At 72.5% G+C, this 23083-nt stretch carries 24 protein-coding genes; 13 read left to right on the top strand and 11 right to left on the bottom strand.

From position 1 onward, the window contains the following. The first annotated feature begins 183 nt into the window (after positions 1–183). The 8 genes from ACIQHQ_RS06390 (at position 184) to ACIQHQ_RS06355 (ending at position 9656) form a co-directional block, all read left to right on the top strand. On the top strand, positions 184–1713 hold the full coding sequence (locus ACIQHQ_RS06390) for a S8 family peptidase (RefSeq protein ID WP_402610552.1): 1530 nt from the start codon (positions 184–186) through the stop codon (positions 1711–1713). A 62-nt stretch (positions 1714–1775) separates the two neighbouring features. Further along, a complete protein-coding gene (locus tag ACIQHQ_RS06385) occupies positions 1776–3302 on the top strand; it encodes a S8 family peptidase (protein WP_402610551.1) in 1527 nt (508 codons plus the stop codon). Between the two features lie 170 nt (positions 3303–3472). Then, on the top strand, positions 3473–4504 hold the full coding sequence (locus ACIQHQ_RS06380; protein ID WP_402610550.1) for a CopD family protein: 1032 nt from the start codon (positions 3473–3475) through the stop codon (positions 4502–4504). A 321-nt stretch (positions 4505–4825) separates the two neighbouring features. Next, the gene (locus ACIQHQ_RS06375; RefSeq protein ID WP_402610549.1) at positions 4826–5827 is read left to right on the top strand and encodes a DEDDh family exonuclease; all 1002 of its coding nucleotides are present in this window, start codon (positions 4826–4828) and stop codon (positions 5825–5827) included. Between the two features lie 79 nt (positions 5828–5906). Next, positions 5907–6140, top strand: a complete 234-nt coding sequence (locus ACIQHQ_RS06370) for a hypothetical protein (RefSeq protein WP_078615365.1) — start codon at positions 5907–5909, stop codon at positions 6138–6140. A gap of 49 nt (positions 6141–6189) precedes the next feature. Further along, a complete protein-coding gene (locus tag ACIQHQ_RS06365) occupies positions 6190–6987 on the top strand; it encodes an SURF1 family protein (protein ID WP_402610548.1) in 798 nt (265 codons plus the stop codon). A 123-nt stretch (positions 6988–7110) separates the two neighbouring features. Continuing rightward, positions 7111–8895, top strand: a complete 1785-nt coding sequence (locus ACIQHQ_RS06360) for a glycoside hydrolase family 15 protein (RefSeq protein ID WP_402610547.1) — start codon at positions 7111–7113, stop codon at positions 8893–8895. 5 nt (positions 8896–8900) lie between these two features. Then, positions 8901–9656, top strand: coding sequence for an SDR family oxidoreductase (locus ACIQHQ_RS06355; protein WP_402610546.1), 756 nt, complete (start codon positions 8901–8903; stop codon positions 9654–9656). A 6-nt stretch (positions 9657–9662) separates the two neighbouring features. Here ACIQHQ_RS06355 and amaP read toward each other — a convergent pair whose 3' ends face one another. The 5 genes from amaP to ACIQHQ_RS06330 are packed head-to-tail and all read right to left on the bottom strand — an operon-like array spanning position 9663 to position 12020. Then, a complete protein-coding gene (gene amaP, locus ACIQHQ_RS06350) occupies positions 9663–10250 on the bottom strand; it encodes an alkaline shock response membrane anchor protein AmaP (RefSeq protein ID WP_402610545.1) in 588 nt (195 codons plus the stop codon). Then, entirely contained in the window at positions 10247–10942 is a 696-nt protein-coding gene (locus ACIQHQ_RS06345; protein WP_402610544.1) for a DUF6286 domain-containing protein, read from the bottom strand. Before ACIQHQ_RS06345 ends, amaP begins: the two co-directional genes overlap by 4 nt. Continuing rightward, complete coding sequence (locus ACIQHQ_RS06340) at positions 10939–11322, bottom strand: hypothetical protein (RefSeq protein ID WP_402610543.1); 384 nt, start codon at positions 11320–11322, stop codon at positions 10939–10941. Before ACIQHQ_RS06340 ends, ACIQHQ_RS06345 begins: the two co-directional genes overlap by 4 nt. Continuing rightward, the gene (locus ACIQHQ_RS06335) at positions 11319–11501 is read right to left on the bottom strand and encodes a hypothetical protein (protein WP_390990369.1); all 183 of its coding nucleotides are present in this window, start codon (positions 11499–11501) and stop codon (positions 11319–11321) included. The genes ACIQHQ_RS06340 and ACIQHQ_RS06335 overlap by 4 nt, the downstream gene beginning before the upstream one ends. A gap of 45 nt (positions 11502–11546) precedes the next feature. Then, positions 11547–12020 (bottom strand): Asp23/Gls24 family envelope stress response protein, encoded by a 474-nt coding sequence (locus ACIQHQ_RS06330; protein ID WP_402610542.1) that lies wholly within the window; start codon positions 12018–12020, stop codon positions 11547–11549. A gap of 87 nt (positions 12021–12107) precedes the next feature. On the opposite strand from ACIQHQ_RS06330, the gene ACIQHQ_RS06325 reads away from it, so the two are divergent. Further along, positions 12108–12830: a nucleopolyhedrovirus P10 family protein gene (locus tag ACIQHQ_RS06325; RefSeq protein WP_402610541.1), complete on the top strand. Its 723-nt coding sequence runs from the start codon at positions 12108–12110 to the stop codon at positions 12828–12830. 27 nt (positions 12831–12857) lie between these two features. On the opposite strand, the gene ACIQHQ_RS06320 is transcribed toward ACIQHQ_RS06325, so the two are convergent. The 3 genes from ACIQHQ_RS06320 to ACIQHQ_RS06310 all read right to left on the bottom strand — a co-directional run bounded on the left by ACIQHQ_RS06320 (position 12858) and on the right by ACIQHQ_RS06310 (position 15963). After that, positions 12858–13661, bottom strand: coding sequence for an enoyl-CoA hydratase/isomerase family protein (locus ACIQHQ_RS06320; protein ID WP_402610540.1), 804 nt, complete (start codon positions 13659–13661; stop codon positions 12858–12860). A 149-nt stretch (positions 13662–13810) separates the two neighbouring features. After that, positions 13811–14029, bottom strand: a complete 219-nt coding sequence (locus ACIQHQ_RS06315; protein WP_010037790.1) for a helix-turn-helix domain-containing protein — start codon at positions 14027–14029, stop codon at positions 13811–13813. Positions 14030–14364: 335 nt separating this feature from the next. Beyond that, positions 14365–15963 (bottom strand): ABC-F family ATP-binding cassette domain-containing protein, encoded by a 1599-nt coding sequence (locus tag ACIQHQ_RS06310; protein ID WP_402610539.1) that lies wholly within the window; start codon positions 15961–15963, stop codon positions 14365–14367. A 248-nt stretch (positions 15964–16211) separates the two neighbouring features. Between ACIQHQ_RS06310 and ACIQHQ_RS06305 the strand changes: the two genes are divergently transcribed. Next, a complete protein-coding gene (locus tag ACIQHQ_RS06305) occupies positions 16212–16625 on the top strand; it encodes a VOC family protein (protein WP_402610538.1) in 414 nt (137 codons plus the stop codon). A gap of 38 nt (positions 16626–16663) precedes the next feature. On the opposite strand, the gene ACIQHQ_RS06300 is transcribed toward ACIQHQ_RS06305, so the two are convergent. From ACIQHQ_RS06300 to ACIQHQ_RS06290, 3 genes are all read right to left on the bottom strand, one after another. Continuing rightward, a complete protein-coding gene (locus ACIQHQ_RS06300; RefSeq protein WP_402610537.1) occupies positions 16664–18064 on the bottom strand; it encodes a hypothetical protein in 1401 nt (466 codons plus the stop codon). Between the two features lie 256 nt (positions 18065–18320). After that, complete coding sequence (locus ACIQHQ_RS06295; RefSeq protein WP_402610536.1) at positions 18321–19445, bottom strand: alpha/beta hydrolase; 1125 nt, start codon at positions 19443–19445, stop codon at positions 18321–18323. An 81-nt stretch (positions 19446–19526) separates the two neighbouring features. Then, positions 19527–20255: a class II aldolase/adducin family protein gene (locus ACIQHQ_RS06290; protein WP_402610535.1), complete on the bottom strand. Its 729-nt coding sequence runs from the start codon at positions 20253–20255 to the stop codon at positions 19527–19529. Between the two features lie 475 nt (positions 20256–20730). Between ACIQHQ_RS06290 and ACIQHQ_RS06285 the strand changes: the two genes are divergently transcribed. The 3 genes from ACIQHQ_RS06285 to ACIQHQ_RS06275 all read left to right on the top strand — a co-directional run bounded on the left by ACIQHQ_RS06285 (position 20731) and on the right by ACIQHQ_RS06275 (position 22965). Beyond that, positions 20731–21318 carry a GH25 family lysozyme gene (locus ACIQHQ_RS06285; RefSeq protein WP_402610534.1) on the top strand — a complete coding sequence of 196 codons (588 nt, stop codon included), beginning with the start codon at positions 20731–20733 and terminating at the stop codon, positions 21316–21318. 143 nt (positions 21319–21461) lie between these two features. Next, complete coding sequence (locus ACIQHQ_RS06280; RefSeq protein WP_402610533.1) at positions 21462–22709, top strand: anion permease; 1248 nt, start codon at positions 21462–21464, stop codon at positions 22707–22709. A gap of 34 nt (positions 22710–22743) precedes the next feature. Further along, positions 22744–22965, top strand: coding sequence for a hypothetical protein (locus ACIQHQ_RS06275; RefSeq protein ID WP_309093583.1), 222 nt, complete (start codon positions 22744–22746; stop codon positions 22963–22965). Positions 22966–23083 lie beyond the last annotated feature (118 nt).

The raw sequence follows: 23083 nt of genomic DNA, 5'->3' as shown, positions 1-23083 counted from the left end.
ACGTCACGGCGGCACGCGAGAACCGGTTCAACGGCCCGGCTTTCTTTCCGAAGTCGTTTCGACAAAGCGTTGCTGGCCAGCGAGGCGCCGGGATAGCTTCGCCCTGCACCACCACGTCATGTACCTGCCCGAGCACCACCTGTGCCTCGGGCCGGTTTCGTTTCCGGAGGATGTGGAGACCCCATGTCTCACTTGCGTTCCAGACACCGGCTCGCCCTCGCCGTGCCCGTCGTGCTGTCCCTGACGGCCTCGCTGGGCTTCCTGCCGGCCGCCGCGTCGGCGGCCCCGCACACGGAGTCGGCCGCCCGGACGGCGGACGCGCCCACGCTGGCGTACGTCGTCAACACCAAGCTGGACCGCCACACGATCGCGTCGGTGAAGAAGGCGATCGGAAAGGCCGACGGATCGGTCGTGACCACGTACGAGCGGATCGGCGTGATCGTCGTCCACTCCTCGAACCCCGACTTCGCCAAGACGATCCGCAAGGCCCGCGGGGTCCAGTCGGCGGGTGCGACGCGGACGACGCCGCTGACGCCCGCGGGGACGAAGGAGGAGGGCGCGGTCGAGTACCTGACGGCCGCCCAGGCCAAGCGCGCCGAGGCCGCCTCGGCGAAGACGCCCCAGAGCGAGCCCCTCGAGGCCGACCAGTGGGACCTGCGCGCGATCGGCGCCGACAAGGCCGCGCAGATCAACCCGGGCAGCCGCAAGGTGACCGTCGCCGTGATCGACACCGGCGTGGACGACACCCACCCCGACATCGCCCCGAACTTCTCCGCGTCCCAGTCCGCCAACTGCGCCGGCGGCAAGCCCGACACCAGCGAGGGCGCCTGGCGGCCGTACACGCCGGAGGACTACCACGGCACGCATGTCGCCGGTGAGATCGCCGCCGCCCGTAACGGCGTCGGCGTCGCGGGCGTCGCTCCGGGTGTGAAGGTGTCCAGCATCAACGTGACCGACCGGGCGAACGGCCTCTTCTACCCGGAGAGCGTCGTGTGCGCGTTCGTCTTCGCCGCCGACCACGGCGTCGAGATCACCAACAACAGCTACTACGTCGACCCGTGGCTGTACAACTGCATGGACGACCCGGACCAGCGGGCCATCGTCGACGCGGTCAACCGGGCGCAGCTGTACGCCCAGAAGAAGGGCACGCTCCACGTCGCCGCGGCGGGCAACTCCAACCACGACCTGGACGCGGACGCCATCGTCGACGACTCCAGCCCGGACGACTCCACCCCGGTCGAGCGCACCATCGACCCGCACGAGTGCTTCGACGTGCCGAACCAGCTGCCGGGTGTCGTCACGGTGAGCTCGACGGGCGTCGACAACGTCAAGTCGTACTTCTCGTCGTACGGCGAGGGCGTCGTCGACGTCGCCGCGCCGGGTGGTGACCGCCGCTACCAGATCCCGGACACGCCCTCCAAGGACGGCCGCATCCTGTCCACGATGCCGAACGGCACGTGGGGCTTCCTCCAGGGCACCTCGATGGCCTCGCCGCACGCCTCCGGTGTCGCCGCGCTGCTGAAGTCCAAGCACCCCTGGGCGTCTCCCGCCCAGCTCCAGGCACTGATGAAGGCCCAGGCCGACGAGACCGCCTGCCCCGCCTCCTACGACCAGGACGGCGACGGCACCCAGGACGCGGTCTGCGAGGGCGGCAAGCGCTTCAACGGCTTCTACGGCCACGGCATCGTCAACGCGCTGCGCGCGGTCAAGTGACCCGGCCTGCCACCGAGCCCCTCCGCAAGATCAGCTCGTACCGTGAACGAACTGGAGACACCATGACTGCGCCGTACGCGCGTTATCGTCGCGCCGTCGCGATCCCGGCCGGGATGGCCATGGCCACGGCCCTCGCGTTCCTGCCGAACACCATGGCCACGGCCGCCGAGGACGCCCCCGCTCCCGCGTCGGCCCGGGCCGACGCGACCCCGCTCAGCTACGTCGTCAACGTCAAGCCGGGGCACGGCACTTCGGCGTACGTGAAGAAGGCCGTCGCCAAGGCGGGCGGCACGGTCGTGACGTCGTACGACCAGATCGGCGTCATCGTCGTCCACTCCTCTAACCCCGACTTCGCCAAGACCATCCGCACGGTGCGCGGCGTGCAGTCGGCGGGTGCCACCCGCACCGCGCCGCTGCCCTCGGCGTCGACGGGCGACCTGGGCGCGCCGAAGGTGCTGAGCGCGGCGGAGGTCGCCCGGGCCGAGGCTCCCGCCGGGCAGGACCCGCTGGAGCCCCAGCAGTGGGACCTGCCCGCCATCAAGGCGGACAAGGCGCACGAGAAGTCGCTGGGCAGCAAGAAGGTCACGGTCGCCGTGATCGACACCGGTGTCGACGACACCCACCCCGACATCGCGCCCAACTTCGACCGCAAGGCGTCGGTCAACTGTGTGTCGGGCAAGCCGGACACGTCCGACGGTGCCTGGCGGCCGAGCGCGGCGGAGAGCCCGCACGGCACCCACGTCGCCGGTGAGATCGCCGCCGCCAAGAACGGTGTCGGCATGACCGGTGTCGCGCCCGGCGTGAAGGTCTCCGGCATCAAGGTGTCCACCACGGCCGGCTTCTTCTACACCGAGGCCGTGGTGTGCGGCTTCGTGTGGGCGGCCGAGCACGGGGTCGACGTGACCAACAACAGCTATTACACGGACCCCTGGTACTTCAACTGCAAGAACGACCCGGACCAGAAGGCGCTCGTGGAGGCAGTCAAGCGGGCCTCGCGGTACGCGGAGAAGAAGGGCGCGGTCAACGTCGCCGCGGCCGGCAACGAGAACTACGACCTGGCCTCCGACGAGATCACCGACCCGTCGTCCCCGAACGACACCACCCCGGGCGACCGGGTCGTCGACCCCTCGGAGTGCCTCGACATACCGACCCAGCTGCCGGGTGTCGTCACCGTCGCCTCGACGGGCGCGAAGGGCATCAAGTCGTCCTTCTCCAACCACGGTATGGGCGTCGTCGACATTGCCGCCCCGGGCGGCGACTCGACCGCCTACCAGAAGCCGGACGCGCCGGCCACGAGCGGCCTCATCCTGGGCACGCTGCCGGGCGGCAAGTGGGGCTACATGGCCGGTACGTCGATGGCGTCCCCGCACGTCGCGGGCGTCGCCGCCCTCATCAAGTCGACGCACCCGTACGCCTCTCCGGCCCTGGTGAAGGCCCTGCTGTACGCGGAGGCCGACGCCACGCCGTGCACCAACCCGTACGACATCGACGCCGACGGCAAGATCGACGCGGTGTGCGAGGGCTCGAAGAACCGCAACGGCTTCTACGGCCGGGGCATCGCGGACGCGCTGGACGCGGTCACCAAGTAGAGCTCGTGTGAGGCGATCCGGGCCGGGCGGGGACACCCGCCCGGCCCGTTTCGTGTCCGCGGCAGGGTTCCTTGTCCGTAGGGAGGTGCGGCTGGGGTGGTCGGCCGCCCCCGGGTCGATCGAGTTCCGCCGACTTGCCCGGCGGTGTGCAGCTTGGTGAAGATCCTGGGGTGACCTTGACGAGACCCACCCCCGGCCCGGCCGACCCCTGCGTGCCGGTGCCGGTGCCGCGGCTCGGCGCGGGCCGGGCGCCGGCGGTCCTGGTGCTGGTGACGCTGGCCGCGCTGATCCCGCTGCTCGGCCCCTCCGCCGCGCTGGAGGGCACCGGGGAGGCGCAAGCGCCCGGCGCCGGCGGCATCGGTTTGCTGCGCACGGTGCTGTTCGCGGCGCTGTGCATACCCGTCGGCGAACTGTTCGTGAACCGGCTGGCGCGATCACTGCCCGGCCCCCAGAGTGATCCCTCGGACGTGCCCCGCAGTTGGTCCCCGCTCGCGGCCACCGCCGGTTTCCTCGCCGCCCTCGGGCTCGCCTCGGTCGTGGCCACCGGCAATCTCGTGCCGGACGACCTGGCGGACATCGACGTCGGGGGTCTCTACGCCTCCCGGGACGGCAAGCTGGCCCTGCTGGAGGTCAACGCGTTCCTGGTGGCGGGGCTGTGCGCCGCGTCGCGCCGGCCGGTCACCCAGGTGTGGCCGCTGGCCGCCGTGGTCGTGGCCGAGGCCCTGCGCGCACATCCCACGACCGAGCACCACCCGCTCCTCGGCTCCGGGCTGACGCTCGTCCATCTGCTCTGTGCGGCGCTGTGGGCGGGCGGACTGCTGCACGCGCTGCGCGTCCTGCGGCTCCGGCACCTCCGGAACGGCACGGCGGCGGGCGTGGCGCTGCTGGGGCTCTACGCGCGCGTGGCGGTCGTGCTGCTCGCCGTCATCACCGCGACGGGCGTGTGCAGTTCCCTGCGCCGGATGCCGCCGGAGACGATCCTGGAGCAGCTGACGGGGACGGCGTACGGGCGTGCGCTGCTCGCCAAGGTGGTTCTCGTGGCCGCCGTCGCCGCCCTCGCCCTGTGGGCCCGGCGACGCCTGCGCCGGGCGCCCGACCCCTTGAGCGCCTGCGCTCCGGCCCGGGCGGAGGTCGTCGCCTTGGGCCTGGTCGTCGCGGCGTCCGGGCTGCTGACGGTGCTTCCGGTGCCCATCCGCTGGTGACGCGGGTACGTCTCGTCACGGCCCGCTCCCCGCGTCTCGTCACGGCCCGCTCCCCGCGTCTCGTCACGGCCTGCTCCCGCGCGCGCCGAGCGCCGCGGGCGTGCCGCCGGCCGACCGGGCCCGGGCGGCGATATCCGCCGGTCCGATGGGGCGACGACCGGCGCCGGCGTACGGGGAACGCCCCGCTGATCGACTGAGTATCGATCAGACGTACGCCCCACGAACGGACAGACCGGACACAGCGCCTGAGGGAGTATCGGAAGAACGGACGCTCGCCCTGGCGGACCGTGGTGTCAGTCGTGGCCCGTATCCTCAGGAACCATGCTGGAAGACCTGACGACCGCAGTGTTCTCTGCCACGCCGTGGCCGGCCGCGTATCCCAAGGGATACGCGGTCGTTGACGTGGAGACCACGGGCCTGGCCCGGGACGACCGCATCATCTCCGCGGCGGTCTACCGGCTGGACGAGCGCGGCGAGGTCGAGGACCACTGGTACACGACGGTCAACCCCGAGCGCGACCCGGGCCCCGTGTGGATCCACGGGCTGACGAGCGAGGCGCTGGAGGGCGCGCCCCTCTTCCCGGACATCGCCGAGGAGTTCGCGGCCCGACTGGCGGGACGCGTGCTCGTCGCCCACAACGCCGTCTTCGACTGGCAGATGATCGCCCGGGAGTACGCGCGCGCCGAGCGCGAGGCGCCGGTGCGGCAGCGGCTGTGCACCATCGCGCTCTCCAAGGAGCTCGGGCTGCCGCTGCCCAACCACAAGCTGGAATCCCTCGCCGCGCACTACGGCGTCGTCCAGCAGCGGGCGCACCACGCGCTGGACGACGCCCGCGTGCTGGCGGAGGCGTTCCGGCCGAGCCTGCGGGCCGCGGCGGCGAACAACGTACGGCTGCCGCTGCACGAGTGCCGGCCGCTGACCGAGTGGACGGACCGCCCCGCCGCACCCCGCATCGGACAGCAGGCGGGTCCGGGAGGATACGGCAGCTACCGGCCGAGCAGCTGGCGCCCGGCCCGCAAGCGCCCCGCCTGCCCCTACCCCAACCCCGGCCGCTACGAGCCGGGCGGGCGGCTCAAGCAGGGCATGCGGGTCGCCTTCTCGGGTGACACCTCCGTGGAGCGGGATCTGCTGGAGGACCGCGCGACCGAGGCCGGGCTGCACGTGGCCACGAGTCTGTCCCGGCTGACCAGCCTGCTCGTCACGAACGACCCGGACTCGGGCACGTCGAAGGTCGTCAAGGCCCGGCAGTTCGGTACGCCGGTCGTGGACGAGGCGGCGTTCGGGCAGCTTCTCGCGGATGTGGAGCCGGCGCCGGAGGGATGACCGTACGGACGGGTGATAACCGGGCGACTCGCCCGGCGCCCGCTCGCCCGCGCGGGGGTGACGGCTCACCCTGTGGCGCATGGCGACCTGTGAGGTATGTGGCAATCAGTACGGAATGACCTTCGAGGTGCACGCGCAGGGCGCGGTGCACGTCTTCGACTGCTTCTCCTGCGCGATCCACCGCATGGCCCCCATCTGCGAGCACTGCCGGGTGCAGATCATCGGCCAGGGTGTCGAGGTCGAGGGCCACTGGTACTGCGGCGCCCACTGCGCCCGCGCGGAGGGAAAGGCGGGAATCGTCGACAAGGTGTGAACCCGTACCCGCCCGAATGCACCCCACGACCGAGTTGTACGGTCGTGGGGTGTACCGCTTCCTGATGTCCCGGCAGTGGGTGATCCTCACGCTGATCGCCCTGCTTCTCATCCCCACGATGATCAGGCTGGGCATCTGGCAGATGCACCGCTACGAGGAGCGCACCGCCCGGAATCAGCTGGTCACCGACGCACTGGCGGCCGAGCCGGTGCCCGTGGAGAAGCTGACCACGCCCGGGCACACCGTGACCAGCGCCGAGCGCTACCGCACCGTGACGGCGAAGGGCCGCTTCGACACGGAGGGCGAGGTCGTGGTCCGGCGCCGTACCAACTCCGACGACGAGGTCGGCTACCACGTCCTGACCCCCTTCGTCCTCGACGACGGCAAGGTGCTGCTGGTCAACCGGGGCTGGATCCCCTCCGAGGGCCCGAGCCAGACCACGTTCCCGAAGGTCCCCGCACCGCCGAGCGGCGAGGTGACCGTCGAGGGGCGGCTGATGCCCGACGAGACGACCGCGGCGAGCGGCATCAAGGACCTCCAAGGCCTGCCGGACCGGCAGATCATGCTGATCAACAGCAAGCAGCAGGCCCACCACCTGGACGCCCGGGTGCTCGGCGGTTACATCACCCAGACGGCTCCCGAGCCCCAGGGCGACGTCCCCGAGCTGCTGGGCGACCCCGGCAAGGAGGACGCCGCACTGAACTACGCCTACGCCGTCCAGTGGTGGCTGTTCTCCGCGGCCGTCCCGGTCGGCTGGGTCGTCCTGGCCCGGCGCGAGGCCCGGGAGCGGGCTCAGGAAGCGGCGGCCCGGTCCGGCGCGAGGGAGAGCGAGCCGGCAGCAGTGTAGCCACCGGCGACGGTTCGGCCCGGAATCATGGGGACCCGAGGCCCCGCCCCTGCCGGCAAGGACACTTCACTCCCCCGGCCCTCGCCCTGATTGCCATGGCGACTTGCCGGGAACCCGCACTCCGTGCACCCCCGCATCGAGGACTACGCGCTCATCGGCGACGAGCAGACGGCGGCCCTGGTCGGCACGGACGGATCCGTCGACTGGCTGTGTCTGCCCCGCTTCGACTCGGCCGCCTGCTTCGCGAGAATGCTCGGCGACGAGGACAACGGCCACTGGCGCATCGCCCCGGTGGGGGCGGACCGCTGCACCCGGCGCGCCTATCGCCGCGACACCCTCGTCCTGGACACCGAGTGGGAGACCGAGCACGGGGCGGTCCGGGTCACCGACCTGATGCCCCAACGCGACCGCGCCCCCGACCTCGTCCGCGTCGTCGAGGGCCTCGACGGCGAGGTGACGCTCCACAGCGTCCTCAAACTGCGCTTCGACTACGGCTCGATCGTCCCCTGGATGCGCCGGTCCGACGGCCACCGCGTCGCCGTGGCCGGTCCGGACTCGACCTGGCTGCGCAGCGAGCCGCAGGTGCACAGCTGGGGCGAGGACTTCGGGACTCACGCGGAGTTCACCGTCAAGAAGGGCGAAAAAGTAGCTTTCGTCCTTACCTGGCACCCCTCCCACGAGGAGCGCCCACCGCTCGTCGACCCGTACGAGGCGCTGCGCCACAGCGTGGAGGACTGGCGGGCCTGGGTGTCGCGCTGCCGCTACGACGGCCCGTACCGGGACACCGTCGTCCGCTCCCTGATCACGCTCAAGGCGCTCACCTACGCCCCCACCGGCGGTATCGTCGCCGCCCCCACGACCTCGCTGCCGGAGGAGCCGGGCGGGGTGCGCAACTGGGACTACCGCTACTGCTGGCTGCGCGACTCCACCCTCACCCTGAACGCGCTGCTCGCGGCGGGTTACCAGGAGGAGGCCGAGGCCTGGCGGAACTGGCTGCTGCGCGCGGTCGCCGGCGACCCCGCCGATCTGCAGATCATGTACGGCCTGGCGGGTGAGCGACGGCTGCCCGAGTTCGAGCTGCCGTGGCTCTCCGGCTTCGACGGGTCGGCCCCCGTGCGCATCGGCAACGACGCCGTGAAGCAGCTCCAGCTGGACGTCTACGGCGAGGTCATGGACTCCCTGTCCCTGGCCCGCGAGTCGGGCCTGTCTGCCCAGCCGGACGTGTGGGCGCTGCAGACGGCCCTGCTGGACTTCCTGCGGGCCCACTGGCAGCAGCCGGACGAGGGACTGTGGGAGGTACGCGGCGGCCGCCGCCAGTTCGTGCACTCGAAGGTGATGGTGTGGGTGGCCGCGGACCGTGCCGTACGCACCCTGGAGCGCCATCCGGAACTGCACGGCGACCTGGACGGCTGGCGCGCCCTGCGCGACGAGGTGCACCAGGAGGTGTGCCAAAAGGGCTACGACCCGGAACGCAACACCTTCACGCAGTCCTACGGCTCGCGCGAACTGGACGCCGCGCTGCTGCTCATCCCGCGCGTCGGCTTCCTGCCGCCGGACGATCCGCGGGTGATCGGCACGATCGACGCGGTCCGCGAGGAGCTGTCCCACGGCGGCTTCCTGCGCCGCTACAGCACGGACGACGGCGAGGTCGACGGGCTGCCCGGCGGCGAGGGCGCCTTCCTGGTGTGCTCGTTCTGGCTCGCGGACGCCCTGCACATGACGGGCCGTACGAAGGAGGCCCGCGAGCTGTTCGAGCGGCTGGTGGGGCACGCCAACGACGTCGGGCTGCTGTCCGAGGAGTTCGACCCGGTGACCGGCCGGCAGCTCGGCAACTTCCCGCAGGCGTTCAGCCACATCGGCCTGGTGAACACCGCCCTCGCCCTGTACGGCGAGGACGGGGCAGGATAGGGGCCATGGATCTTGGACTGAAGGACCGGGTGTACGTCGTCACCGGGGCCACCCGCGGCCTCGGCAACGCCACCGCGCGCGAGCTCGTCGCGGACGGGGCGAAGGTGGTCGTCTCGGGGCGGGACGAGAAGAGCGTGGCCAAGGCGGTGGCCGAGCTGGGACCCAACGCGGTCGGGGTCGCCGTCGACAACGCCGACCCGGAGGCGGCGGCCCGGCTGATCGGGGCCGCGCGGGAGCACTTCGGCCGTTTCAACGGCGTCCTGGTCAGCGTGGGCGGACCGCCGGCCGGGTTCGTCGCGGACAACACGGACGAGCAATGGCAGACGGCGTTCGAGTCGGTGTTCCTCGGTGCGGTACGGCTGGCTCGCGCCGCGGCGGCCGAGATGGAGGCCGGGGGTGTCATCGGGTTCGTGCTGTCCGGGTCGGTGTACGAGCCGATTCCGGGGCTGACCATCTCGAACGGGCTGCGACCGGGGCTGGCGGGCTTCGCCAAGTCGCTCTCCGACGAGCTGGGGCCGCGCGGTATCCGGGTGGTCGGTGTCCTGCCCGGCCGGATCGACACCGACCGGGTACGGCAGCTGGATGCGCTGTCGGCGGACCCCGAGGCGACCCGGGCGGCTTCGGAGTCCCGCATTCCGCTGCGGCGGTACGGGGCGCCGGAGGAGTTCGGGCGAGTGGCGGCGTTCCTGATGTCGCCGGCGGCCTCGTATCTGACCGGGGTCATGGTGCCGGTCGACGGCGGCGCGCGGCACGGATTCTGAGGCCGCTCAACTCACCCGCTCCGCACCGTGCTTGACGCCCTTCAGCCGCACTTCTGCCGGAAGTGACGCAAGGCCCGCCGACGCCCTGGCATGGGTCAGGGCGCCGGTCGTGAAGTCGTTCAGGGCCGCCCCCGGGCCCACATGCGGTTCCAATGCGAGGCGCACGCGGGCCTCGGGGGTGCGTCGGCGGCCCTTGAGACGGGCTCGGGCCCCGCCCACGCCGTCGATGTGATCCGCCTCCTGGGTGAGGATGTCCTCCAGGGCCCGGCCCCGCAACAGCGCGCCCTCGCCGTCGCCGGTGTCGACGAGGACCTCCGCGAGGCGGCGCCGGCGCAGGACGGCGACGAGCCACCACAGGGCGAGCAGCAGCAGGACCGCCAGGGCGGCGATGACGGCCGGCCACCACCAGCCGTGGTCGCGCCAGCGGGTGCGCTCGGCGTTGCTCAGCAGCACGTCGTGCTTGCTGTCGTGGATCCACCACGAGGGCACCGGAGCGCCGAGACCGACGGCCAGCACGGAGCCGCCCAGCACCAGCAGGACCAGGCCCACCAGCCCGAGGAACACACGGTTGACGCTCCTGAGCACCGCTCTCACCCCTTCCGGCCGGGCCGGCGGACGCGCACCGACAGCGAGGGCGGCTTGGACAGCCCCAGCCCGTTCACGGCGTCGCCGAGCACGGCGTCCAGATCGGTTCGTACGTCGTCCAGTTCCCGGAAGTGCGACACGGCGCGGACGACCGCCCGCCGGCGGCGCACCCGAACCCCTGCCGACTGCACACCGGGCACCTCGACGGCCCGGTCCCGCAGCGCGTTCGCGGCGGCGTCCCGGTGCAGCCCGGCGCGTACGTCGGCGTGTGTGCGCCGCATCGGGAGCACGGCCCGCAGGCCCGGTGTGAGCGCCAGGATCAGCAGCCAGAGACCGAGGACGGCGGCGACCCCGGCGCCGACGAGCACCCACGTGTCGTCGAGGGGGCGTTCGGCGAGCTGCCGGGCCAGTTCCCGGCGCCAGTACATGCCGGGCCGGCCGGCGCGCACGGAGACGACGTCGTAGAGGAACAGCCCGGCAAGGCCCAGGAGCAGCAGGGCGACGATGCCCGCGGGAACACGGCGCGCCGACCAGAAGCGGCCCGCGCGGCCGCCCTCGCCCCGGGACGCCGGCGGTGGTCCGCCGGCGTCCGGCGTCCCGGACGGGCCGGATACGTCGCCGTTGTCCGTCTCCTGCCGCCCGAGGGCGGGCAGACGCTGTGTGGTGCCCTCGGAGGGCTCTGTGCCCCGGGGTTCGCTCATCGCGTCCTCCCCTCCAGCGCGCCGGGTACCGCGACCAGATGGAGCCGCTCCACCTGGACGACGACCTCCGGCACCTGCATGCCCACCAAGGAACCCACCCGCTCGACCACTTGGTGGCGCACCTTGCGACAGCGGGCGCCGATGTCACACGGGTAGTCCAGTTCGATGTGGACCCGGACATGGGCGACCTCGTGGTGCACGACGACCGACGCGGACGGCCGGTCGGCGTCGGGCGGCAGCGTGCCCACCGCCTCTCGGGCCGCCTGCGAGGCGATCTTCGCGACCACCCGGTCGGCGATCCGGGTCGCGCCGCGTTCGCCCGGCGGGACGACGGTCTGAGGTCTGTCGAGCTCACCGGTCCCCGTGCTCACCCGCGTCACCGCCGCCGTTCACGGGGACGGAAGAAGTCGCCGAGTTCCAGGTCCCCGTCCAGGAACCGACCGACGACGAAGCCGACGGCACCCAGTGCCGCCACCAACAGAAAGGCACCGAATCCACCGAAATATCCGGCGAAGGCCAGCGCCATGCCGGCGATCATGCCGACCACGGCCATGCTCATGCGCTCCTCAGCTCCTCAGCCGCTGTGCCGTCCGATGCCCGCACCTCACTGGATCCGGCGCTCCGGTTCCTCTTCCTCCTCGTCCGGCAGCTTCACGTCGCTCACCGCGATGTTGACCTCGACGACCTCCAGGCCGGTCATCCGCTCCACGGCGGTGATGACGTTCTCCCGTACGTCGCGGGCCACATCGGCGATCGACACGCCGTACTCGACGACGATCTCCAGGTCGAGGGCCGCCTGCACTTCGCCGACCTCGGCCTTCACACCCCGCGACACCGACTTCTGGCCGCCGGGCACGCGGTCGCGCATGGCACCGAAGGTGCGGGACAGGCCGCCGCCCATGGCGTGTACGCCGTCGACGTCACGGGCGGCCAGCCCGGCGATCTTCTCCACCACGCCGTCCGCGATGGTCGTCCGGCCCCGGGAACCCGGGTCTCCACCACCGCGCTTGACCAGCGGACTCCTGCGCACCGCCGGCGTCTCGGACTCCCCGCCCCGGTTCTCGGTCATGTCAGTCATCGCCGTACGTCCTTTTCGGTCGTCGTCCTGGGACCACCGTAAGCACGGTTACGCGGGAGCGCGCCTCTGATGCGGCAGGCTGGAGGAATGACGGCCGATCGATGGACGCAGGCAGTGAGACATCAGCTGGGAGTCGGCAGGCTGCTGCCGCTGGGTGACGCGCGGGACGGTGCGTGGATCGCGGAGCGGGCAGTCGAGGCGGTGCTGCGGAGCGCGGCGTGGGACGCGCCGGGCGTACGCCTCGCCGCACTCCGTGTCGCCCTCTGCGACACGGGGGACACCGCGGAGCCGGCCGTACCGGCTCCGCCGAGTGCCCTGCCACCCGGGCCGCTGCGGGTGACGGCGGAGTTCGCGGCGACGGCCGCGCAGCCGTTGCCGGCGACGGCCTCCCTGCTGCGGGCGACGCTGGCGACCGCAGCGACCCAGCGGCTCGGACTGGCGGTGACGGAGGTGGATCTGCGGGTGACGGGGCTGCTGGACGATCAGGAGCCGGCTGAAGCGGGGCCCGCCGCGCCCCTTCCCGAACTGCCGGGTGCCGCGCGGGCCGAGGACGGTGACGAGGCCCGGGTGGCCACCGCCGCGCTCGGAGTCCGGGGCGTACTCCATCTGACCGGCACGCTGGGCCACCCCGTGCACATCGGGGAACTCCCCGGCGGCGACGCCGCGCTGCCGCACCGCCATGTCCGGCTGGAGCTGGCGGTGGGTGCGGACCAGCGGGCCAGGGATGTGGCCCGCGAGGTCCGGACGGCGGTCAGGAGGGTGCTGCCGGATCACCCGACGGTGGCGGTCGTGGTGAGCGCGATCGGCTGACCGCGCTCCCGGCCGGTCCGGCGGCTCTCAGTCCCCGACGCCCGCGAGGTCCCGCAGCCGGCGGGCCTGGGACTGGCGCTCCGCCGCGCGCTGCTCCTCGTAGGTGCGGTCCTGGGCGCCGCGCAGCAGGGCCTTGGTCTCGACGACCGCGTCACGGGGCGCGGCGAGCACGGCCGAGACGAGGTCGCGGACGGTGCCGTCGAGCTGGTCGGCGGGCACGGCGAGGTTCGCGAGACCGGTGTTCACGGCCTCCTCGGCCGTGACGAAGCGCCCGGTCACGCAGATCTCCAGCGCGCGGGCGTACCCGACGAGTCCCACCAGCGGGTGCGTGCCCGTCAGGTCGGGCACGAGCCCGAGGCTGGTCTCGCGCATGGCGAACTGCACGTCGTCGGCGACGACGCGCAGGTCGCAGGCGAGGGCGAGCTGAAAGCCCGCCCCGATGGCATGCCCCTGGACAGCGGCGACCGACACGATGTCGCTGCGCCGCCACCAGGTGAACGCCTCCTGGTACTCGGCGATGGTCGCGTCCAACTCGGCGTCCGCGCCGCGCGCGAGGTCGATGAACGACGGTTCCCCGTCGAAGCCCTCGGGCGTGAACGCCTGCCGGTCGAGCCCGGCCGAGAAGGACTTGCCCTCGGCCCGCAGCACCACGACGCGGACGGTGCCCGGCAGCTGCCGCCCGGCCTCGGTCAGCGCGCGCCACAGAGCGGGGCTCTGCGCGTTGCGCTTGGCCGGGTTGGTCAGCGTCACCGTGGCGATCGCGTCGTCGACGGTGAGCCGTACGCCGTCCTTGTCGAGTACGGGAACGAGGTCGTTGTCGGGCGAAGCCATGGGACGCCTCCGATGTGTGCGGTCGCCTTCGTGCCGTACGACGGCTTCACCGCCGTAGCAGGCCACGCTTAAGTGACTGCACAGTAACCACCCGGCCGATCAGACGACCGACCGGGTGGCCACCATCGAAGCCGAGGGGCCACCCGGGGTCAGGCCGTGGCCTTTTTACCCCGGGTTGCCCCGCCACGCCCTCGGAGCGTGACGCCCGACTCACTGAGCATGCGGTGCACAAAGCCATACGAGCGGCCGGTCTCCTCGGCCAACGCCCGGATGCTCGCACCGGCGTCGTACTTCTTCTTCAGGTCTGCCGCGAGCTTGTCGCGCGCGGCGCCGGTCACCCGGCTGCCCTTCTTCAGAGTCTCGGCCACCCGTGCCTCCTCATGGGAAGTGCGCTCTGGTCTCCTCATGATCACCCCTCCGGGCCGTCATGGCCACCCATTCGGCAAGGTCCGTGAGACAAGGTTGTGACGACGGGAGCACACCCCCACATGTGGAATGCGGGATTCCGGAGGGCGCTGTCCGTACGGCCGAACGGATTGTTCCGGAAAACGCCAGGTCAGAAAGGCGGCGCGGCCGAGCCCCGAAGAATCGGGGGCTCGGCCGCGAAATCGATGTAGGACACACCTCGGTACGAGGAGATCTCACACAGATGATGGATCACCGCTGGGCCGAATGATCCATACGCCGTTGATCACGCATTCGATCAAGCGAGAGCGACGAGATCCGCGTAGTCGGCGCCCCACAGGTCCTCGACGCCGTCCGGCAGCAGGATGATCCGCTCCGGCTGGAGCGCCTCGACCGCGCCCTCGTCGTGGGTGACGAGGACGACCGCGCCCTTGTAGGTGCGCAGCGCGCCGAGGATCTCCTCGCGGCTGGCCGGGTCGAGGTTGTTGGTCGGCTCGTCGAGCAGCAGCACGTTCGCCGAGGACACCACCAGCGTGGCGAGGGCGAGGCGCGTCTTCTCACCGCCGGACAGGACGCCGGCCGGCTTGTCGACATCGTCGCCGGAGAACAGGAACGAGCCGAGCGTCTTGCGGACCTCGACCAGGTCCAGGTCGGGGGCGGCCGAGCGCATGTTCTCCAGGACCGTGCGCTCCGGGTCGAGGGTCTCGTGCTCCTGCGCGTAGTAGCCGAGTTTGAGGCCGTGGCCCTCGATGACCCTGCCGGTGTCGGGCTTCTCCGCCCCGCCGAGCAGGCGCAGCAGGGTCGTCTTGCCCGCGCCGTTGAGGCCGAGGATGACGACGCGTGAGCCCTTGTCGATGGCCAGGTCGACGTCGGTGAAGATCTCCAGCGATCCGTAGGACTTCGACAGGCCCTCGGCCATGAGCGGGGTCTTGCCGCACGGCGAGGGCTCGGGGAAGCGGAGCTTGGCGACCTTGTCGGACTTGCGCTCGGCCTCCAGGCCGGCCAGCAGCTTGTCCGCCCGGCGGGCCATGTTCTGCGCGGCGACGGTCTTGGTGGCCTTGGCCCGCATCTTGTCGGCCTGCGAATGCAGCGCGGACGCCTTCTTCTCGGCGTTCTGCCGCTCGCGCTTGCGGCGCTTCTCGTCGGCCTCGCGCTGCTGCTGGTAGAGCTTCCAGCCCATGTTGTAGATGTCGATCTGGGCGCGGTTGGCGTCCAGGTAGAACACCTTGTTGACGACCGTCTCGACCAGGTCGACGTCGTGGGAGATCACGATGAAGCCGCCGCGGTAGGTCTTCAGGTAGTCGCGCAGCCAGACGATCGAGTCGGCGTCGAGGTGGTTGGTGGGCTCGTCGAGCAGCAGGGTGTCCGCGTCGGAGAAGAGGATCCGCGCCAGCTCGATACGGCGGCGCTGACCGCCGGAGAGGGTGTGCAGCGGCTGGCCGAGCACCCGGTCGGGCAGGTTGAGCGCGGCGGCGATGGTGGCGGCCTCGGCCTCGGCCGCGTACCCGCCCTTGGTGAGGAACTCCGTCTCCTGGCGCTCGTACTGCTTGAGCGCCTTCTCGCGGGTGGCGCCCGTGCCGTTGGCGATGCGCTGCTCGTTGTCGCGCATCTTGCGGATCAGCACGTCCAGGCCGCGGGCGGACAGGATGCGGTCGCGGGCCAGGATGTCGAGGTCGCCGGTGCGGGGGTCCTGCGGGAGGTAACCGACCTCGCCGGAGCGGGTGATGGTGCCACCGGCCGGGATGCCCTCACCTGCCAGGCACTTGGTGAGGGTGGTCTTCCCCGCGCCGTTGCGGCCGACCAGGCCGATGCGGTCGCCCTTGGCGATGCGGAACGAGGCGTTTTCGATGAGGACGCGGGCACCGGCGCGCAGCTCGATACCGGAGGCGGAGATCACGGACAGACTCCAGGGCGGATACGGGGGCGGGATGGACGGCTGAGGACGTTCCCGCCGTCTAATGCGCGAGGAGAATGGCCATGAGGACAGTCTAACGGGGACGTGCAACCACTTTTTCTGTGTGCGGGTGTTCGATCACCGGTGGCCGGACGGAGGGCCGTTGTCAGTGCCCGGTGGAAGACTGATCAGCGAGCCGCACTCCGGCTCCTCCCGGGGGACACGCAGCGAGACACGAGGAAGTGATCGCCATGGCAGGCACGTCCGGTGGGCGTCCGAGCATCTACCCGACGCTGCTGTACGCCGATGCGAAGGCGGCGATCCGGCAGCTCACGGAGGCCCTCGGCTTCACGGAGCTGTCGGTGTACGAGGGCGAGGACGGCTCGGTGATGCACGCCGAGCTGGCGCAGGGCAACGGCGCGGTGATGATCGGCACCAAGGGCCGCGGTGGCGTGTTCGACGCTGCCATGAAGAACGCGGGCACCACGGGGGTGTACGTGGTGGTGGACGACGTCGACGGCCACCACCGGCACGCCGTGGACCACGGCGTGGAGATCCTGATGCCCCCGACGGACCAGGACTACGGGTCGCGGGACTACATGGCCCGGGACCTCGAGGGCAACGTGTGGAGCTTCGGGACGTACGCGCCCGAGACAGCGGGCTGACGGCTCGCGGGGCGGGCCGCGGGGGCGCCCCGCGGGGATCAGCTGCCGCCGGTGTGCACCTGGAAGGCGGCCCGGCGCACCGCCTTGGCCAGGGCCGGGTCGGGGTGTGCGGCGGCGAGGGCCACCAGGACCTGCACGGTGCGCGGGTGACCGACGGCGCGTACCTCGTCCAGGAGCATCGGGACGGTCGGCTGCACCGCGGACTCCAGGTGGCGCACGAGCAGCGGCGCCTCACCGTGGTCGGCGACGGCGGCGGCGGTGTCCACCCACAGCCAGGTCGCCTCCTGGCGGGTGAGGACCTCGTGGGCGTCCTCCGGGTCGGTCCCGTCGTGCTCGGCCAGCCACAGCAGCGCGTACGGCCTGAGCGTCGGCTCGCTCAGCACGGCGCGGACGTCCGGCTCGGCGGGGGCGCCGACCACGCGCAGGGCCTCGAAGGCGAGGCCGCGCAGCAGGGCGTCCTCGCCGCGGGCGGCGCCGAGGAGCTCGGTGACGGCGCTGCCGACGGGGCGGGCGGCGAGCCAGGCGCGGTACTCGGCGCGGGCCGCGTTGGGGCGCAGCTGGGCGCAGCCGCGGAGCATGTCCTCGGCGGCCTGCTCGATGTTCCCGGCGGGGCTCTGCGCGGCGACGCAGATCTGCTCCAGCTTGACCCAGACGGCCCAGCTGCCGAGCGGGGTGAGCGTGGCCTGGCCGTCGCCGTAGGTGAGGGCGCCGACGGAGGCGAGGGCGCGCAGGGCCCAGTCGAGCAGGGGGGCGAGCGGGGCGTCGGTGGGATCCGGTTCGGCCGGCGGCTCGGGCTGGGGGCCGTAGGGGATCTCGCAGCGGGCGGTGCGCAGCTCGGTGACGCGCTGCTCCAGGAGGTCGAGGAGCTGCTCGACGGGGACGGGCCCGGCGGACAGCTGGAGGAAGGAGAGCACCTGCGGCATGGCCGAGACGACCTCGGCGACGGCGGCGGGCTCGTGCTCCGCGGGCTCCGGATGGGCGAGCGACCAGGCGTCGAAGAGCGCGACCCAGCCGCGCAGCACGGCACTGTCGTCGCGGTCCCAGGCGCGCAGCCGCCAGCCGGGGCGGGCGCTGTCGCCGTGCACCTCGACGAGACCGGCGAGGCGGGCGGTGTCCCAGTCGGCTCTGACCTGAGCCGGGGTCAGACCCAGCTCGCGGGCGGCCCGTTCCGCGGTCGCGTCGGAGAGGGTGGCCTTGCCGTCGTCGGTGGCGCTGTCCCGGCCGGGGCCGAGCGCGGCGTCGGCCCAGCGGGCGACGCGGGCCGCGTCGGCCAGACCTGAGCGTGCCATTCTGGCCAGTTCCGCCGGTGCCGGAGTGCCCTCCGGGGGGCGCGGTGCGGGTCGGCGCGAGCGCCGCTGGTTCATCGCTGGAGGGGCGGCGGCCAGGGGTCGCGGGCGGACGAGTCGAAGCCTGGAGTCGCGCGGGATACGGGACGTCACGGGTGCAGTCTTCCGGTTGACGGTCCGAAAACCCAAACGGAATGTCACGGCGGGCGACGGGGATGGCCAACGCACCGGTTGCCGGAAGTGGTCGAGAGCCGGGAACCGGCCAGTGGTACGACGCTAAACGGAATCCTCGCGACCGGTCGGCGGAGAGGGGGCGGGGCGTGGTGACGACGGGGTGAAGGGGGCATGAACGGAGGGCGCGCGAGAGGACGTGACGGGGGGCCGCACCCAGCGGCGGTTGTGAACGAGGTCACATGAGAGGGGTCAGGAAGCGCCTGAGGGCTTCCTCGTAGGCCTTCGGGTCGGCGTTCCACATGGCTCCGTGGGGGGCGTTGCGGACGGTGTGGAGGGCGACCATGTCGGGGCGGGCGCCGGCCAGGCGGCGTGAGAACTGCCAGGGGGCGACGGTGTCGTCCGGTCCGTGGAGGACGAGTGCCGGGACCCGGAGCTCGTCGGCCGGGAGGGTGCCCGCGACGCGGTCGGCGGACAGACCGGTGCGGCCCTGGGCGGCGCGGACCGCGAGGGGCAGCAGCGCGCCCGGGGTGCGGCGGGCCGAGGCGAGGGCGCGCAGGGTGGTCTGCCAGCTGAGCACCGGGGAGTCCAGGACGAGCCCGGAGATCCGGTCGCGCAGGCCCGACCGCGCGGCGGCGCGCAGGGCCATGGTGGCGCCGGTGGACCAGCCGTGCAGGACGACCTGGCGGGCTCCGTGGCGCACGGCGTAGCGGATGGCCGCGTCGAGGTCGCGCCACTCGGTCTCGCCGAGGTGGTGCAGGCCGTCGGGCGGGCGGGGCGCGCCCAGGTCGCCGCGGTAGGCGAGGGCGAGCACCGGGAACTGGCTGCGGTGCAGGAATCCCATGACGTTCAGGGCGAGTTCCCGGGTGGTGCCCAGGCCGTGCACGGCGATCACCCAGGTGTCCCGCTTGCCCGGCACGAACCACGCGGGCAGGGCCCCGAGTTCGCCGGGGATGTCGACGTCGGCGTGTTCGAGCCCGAGGGCGCCCGGGTTGCCGACGTACACGTTCGGTGTGAGCCACACCTTGTCGCCGGACGCCAGCGTGCCGTGCGTGACGCTCTCCAGCCGGCGCACGACGGTGTCGGCGGGGTGCGAGGCGTCGGTCAGGACGGGGCCGACGACCGCGTGGGAGCCGTGCCCGGAGAGGCCGTAGCGGCCGGGGCGCAGGGCGGCGAGGTCCCGGGTGAGGCTGATGCGCCCGGCGGCGGTGCCGTGCACGGTGAGCCGGGGTTCGGTGGGCAGGGGCCTGCCGGGGGGCGCCTTGAGAGCGGCGTCGCTGGCGAGCCGGCCGGCGGCCACCGCGGCGGCACCGGCTCCGATCACGGCGGTGACGGCAGCGGCCGTCGCTTTGACAGTGCGCACGGCTCCAGTGTCCTGGCGGATGCCGTGGGCGACCAGTGGGGGCAGCGGCGGGGTGACGCCCCCGGCGGCCGCGCGGAGGGCTCAGCCTCGCTGGCCGTAGCCGCGCAGCCGCTCCTCCACCTCGGTGAGCTGTTCCCGGGACAGCAGGCCGGGGGTCAGGCCCGGCACCGAGGAGGCGGTCAGCCACAGGCGGCACATCCACTCCAGCTGGGCGGTGCGGTCGTAGGCCTGGGCGAGGGTGCCGCCGTAGGTGACGGTGCCGTGGTTCTGGAGGAGGCAGCCGGAGCGGCCGGCGAGGGCGCGAAGCATGTTCTCGGCCAACTCGTCGGTGCCGTACGTGGCGTAGGGGGCCACCCGGACGGGCCCGCCGAGCGCCGCGGCCATGTAGTGGATCAGCGGGAGCTCGCTCACGAGCGTCGAGACGGCCGTCGCGTGCACGGCGTGGGTGTGCACGACGGCCATCGCGCCGGTCGTACGGTAGACGGCGAGGTGCATGGGCAGCTCGCTGGTCGGGACGAGCGTGCCGAGGACCTGCCGGCCGTCGAGGTCGACGCCCGTCACGTCGTCCGGCGCCAGCCGGTCGTAGGGCACGCCCGACGGGGTGACCAGGACCGTGTCGCCGACGCGCACCGACACGTTGCCGGACGTGCCGACGACGAGTCCGTCCGCGACCGTCCGGCGGGCCGTCGCGACGAGGTCCTCCCAGGCGCGCGCCTCCTCGGGGTGCGCACTCCCGCGCCGCTCCTCCGCGCCCGGTCCGGCCTGCCGTGCGTCTCCCGTGCCCCGCTCGTCGCCTCGCTGCTCAGCCATGCCGCGATCCTGCCAGGCGGAGGCTCAACGCGCCGCGGGGCGGAGCGTGTTACACGGCCGGAGATCTTCGGGCATTCGCTGATCTTCCCGTACGCTCTGGGAGGTTTCGCCGTGCACGTCGCCGTTCCGGGCGGAACCCCATGACCCGCGTCCGCACACCGACCCCCCGCCGCAGCCGCTCACGGGTGACATCCACGACGGCGCTCGATTCCGGCGGAACCCCATGACCCGCGTCCGCACACCGGCCCCCCGCCGCAGCCGCTCACGGGTGACATCCACGACGGCGCTCGATTCCGGCGGAACCCCATGACCCGCGTCCGCACACCGACCCCCCGCCGCAGCCGCTCATGGGTGGCATCCACGACGGCGCTCGGTTCCGGGCGGGATCGCGCTCACCGACGTTCCGGCCCCGGCGGCGAGCCGCCCGGAGGGGCACGACGTCCCGTCCCGCCAGAAGGACGTCGACCGGCGGAGCGTGAGGACGAAGGGCGCCCGCTTCGCCTACGTCAAGGCGACCGGAGTCCACCGCCTGCCGCAGTCCCCGCCTCGGCCGGCGGTACCCGGCAGTACAACGCGCGAGGCGGGCCTGGTGCGCGGCGCCCACCACTTCGCCCTGCCGGACCGGCCCTCGGGCCGGGCGCGGGCGGCACCCTTCGCACGAAGGGCGGTAACCGGACCGCAGACGGCTTGGACGCCGCCGCCCGCGCTCGACATCGCATACGACCCGTACGACGAGAAGCACGGCCGCTACGGCCCGAGCAGGGCCGGAGTGGCGGACTGGATCGAGTCGTTCGGCAACGGGACCGAGCGGCTGACCGGCCGTCGCCCGGTGATCCACACGACCACCCACTGGTGGATCGGTGTCATCGGCGACAGCGGCGCCTCGCCGCCGTCACACCAGGCGGATCGCCCGATACGACGCCGCGGCCACGGGCACGCTGCCGGCCGGGCCGCCCCTCCCGGCCCTTGTGACGGCACGGGACGGCGGCGACTCCCCGCGAGTGACGGAAATCTCTTCGACGGGTCGCCCGATGGGCTGAAGCGGTTCACGGAAGGCGCCTGACCGGACGGGCGCCGGGACCGCCGTTCCGGGACGGAGCCGCGACCCCCTGTGCGGTCACCCCTGCGCCCCTCCCAGTTCATCTTCCGTTCACTCAGGTTGCCTACGTTCGTACCGTCAACGACCTCGAACGATTGCCTGGGTAAATGGAAAGCTTCTCGCTGATCCTCGCGATTGTGGTAGTAACCGCACTCGCGTTCGATTTCACGAACGGTTTCCACGACACCGCGAACGCCATGGCCACGACCATTTCCACGGGCGCCATGAAGCCCAAGGTCGCGGTGGCCATGTCAGCGGTCCTCAACCTGGTCGGCGCCTTCCTGTCCGTCGAAGTCGCCAACACGATCTCCAAGGGCCTCGTCGACGAGGCCGGCATCCGTCCCGAGGTCATCTTCGCCGCGTTGGTCGGCGCGATCCTCTGGAACCTGCTGACCTGGCTGGTCGGCCTGCCGTCCAGCTCCTCCCACGCCCTCATGGGCGGTCTGATCGGCGCCACGATCGCCTCGGCGGGCGTCGGCGCGGTGCACGGCGACGTGCTGGTCACCAAGGTGCTCATCCCGGCGATCGCCGCCCCGCTGGTCGCGGGCATCGCGGCGATGCTCGCCACGCGGCTGACGTACTCCCTCGGCAGCAAGACCGAGAGCCAGGCGTCCAAGAAGGGCTACCGCGCCGGCCAGATCGCCTCCGCGGGCCTGGTCTCCCTGGCCCACGGCACCAACGACGCCCAGAAGACGATGGGTGTCATCACCCTCGCCCTGGTCGCCGGCGGCGCCGTCGCCCCCGACTCCGACCCGCCCATGTGGGTCATCCTCACGGCGGGTCTCGCCATCGCGCTCGGCACGTACCTGGGTGGCTGGCGCATCATCCGCACCATGGGCAAGGGACTGACCGACCTCCAGCCGCAGCAGGGCTTCGCCGCCCAGACCTCCGCGGCCACGGTGATCCTGGCCTCCTCGCACCTCGGCTTCTCCCTCTCCACGACGCACTCCGTGTCCGGTTCGGTGATGGGCGCGGGGCTCGGCCGCAAGGGCGGAGTGGTCCGCTGGTCCACCGCCACGCGGATGTTCGTCGCCTGGGGCCTCACGCTGCCGGCGGCCGCTCTGGTCGGCGCGCTCGCCGAGTACGTCACCGGCTTCGGCACCTGGGGCACCGCGGTGGTGGCCGTGTTCCTCGTCGCCTCCAGCGCGGCGATCTGGAAGCTCTCGCGGCGTGAGGTCGTCGACCACACCAACGTCAACGACACCGGCGAGGCGGAGCCGGCCGGCGTGGTGACCACGGCGATGGCCGCGGTGACGCCGCCGCCCACGGGCGGCACGGTCGCCGAGGAGCCGGTCCCCCCGTTCCCGGCGCAGGCCACCGCCGAACGGACGCCGACCACGACCACCACGGTCTGACCCCGCCCACCGGTTACAAGGAAGAGTCTCTGAGATGAAGATCGACTGGGCGGCCCTCGGCTCCGTCTTCGGTGTCAGCCTCGTGGTCACCGTGGCCCTCGTCGGCCTGTTCACCCTCGGCATCACCGGCCTGTCGCGCCGCGAGCGCGCGGTGGCGCAGGGCGGGTCCGCCGGGCTCGCGGTCACGGGGGCGTACGCGTGCTTCGCGGCGTGCGCGGCGGCCGTGGCCTACGGGATCTACCTGATCGTGGCCTGACGGCCCGACCGCGCATCGTGTCCGCCGGGCGGGGCGGGGCGGGGGGGCCCCCCCCCCCCGGGGGGGGGGGGGGGGGGGGGCCGGGGGGGGGGTGTGCCCACACAAACCCCCCCCGGGC

The sequence above is a fragment of the Streptomyces sp. NPDC092370 genome (assembly GCF_044755265.1).
GTDB lineage: Bacteria > Actinomycetota > Actinomycetes > Streptomycetales > Streptomycetaceae > Streptomyces.
Note: the sequence above shows the minus strand (reverse complement) of the source record. Positions and strands in the feature narration are given on the sequence as shown.